Origin of the sequence: Streptomyces desertarenae (genome assembly GCF_042681365.1) — a bacterium.
Classification (GTDB): domain Bacteria; phylum Actinomycetota; class Actinomycetes; order Streptomycetales; family Streptomycetaceae; genus Streptomyces; species Streptomyces desertarenae.
Genome location: NZ_JBHUFU010000053.1, coordinates 1 through 657, shown reverse-complemented (window position 1 = coordinate 657; position 657 = coordinate 1). Strand labels below are relative to the sequence as shown.

The 657-nt window shown below is 74.9% G+C and carries 1 protein-coding gene; it reads right to left on the bottom strand.

Annotation, left to right across the window (positions count from 1 at the left end; genetic code table 11):
* A partial coding sequence (locus tag ACFSJS_RS27915) for a carbohydrate binding domain-containing protein (RefSeq protein ID WP_380905287.1) occupies positions 1-657 on the bottom strand: 657 nt, incomplete at both ends.

Sequence of the window (657 nt, the reverse complement as noted above, 5' to 3'; positions counted from 1 at the left end):
CGCCGACTCGCCGGCGCCGTTGACGGCGCTGACGCGGAACTCGTAGGAGGTGGAGGGCTTCAGCCCGGTCACGGTCGCCGAGGTGCCCGGGGCGGACTGGACCTTCTGGCCGTCTCGGTAGACGTGGTAGCCGGTGGCGCCGGCGGCGGCGTTCCAGGTCAGGGTGATCGAGGTGGAGGTGGTCTGGCCGACCGCCAGGCCGCCGGGCGCGGCCGGGGGCTCGGGGTCGGGCTCGCCCGGGTCGCCGCCGGGGCCGGTCAGCAGGACGTCGTCGACGTGGTAGGCGCTCTGCCCGTACCAGCCGTGGGTGTGGACGGTGACCGAGGTGGTGTTCGGCCCGGTTGTGAAGGAGGTCCGCAGCTGCTGCCAGCCGGAGGTCCCCGGGGTCCAGGTGGAGACGTCGGTGGTGCCGGTGCCGGTCGCGCCGAGGTAGACGTAGGAGCCCTGCACCCAGGCGCTGAGCTGGTACTCGGAGTTCGGCCGCACGGCGACGGCCTGGGAGCAGCGGGCGTTGTCCGAGCCCGCGGGCACGGCCCGGAGCGCGGACGCCCCGCCGTGCACCGGGGAGGAGACGACCGATCCGCTGCCCGCCGAGCACGTCCACCCGCCCAGCCCCGACTCGAAACCGGCGTTGCGCACCAGATTCGCCTCCGCGGC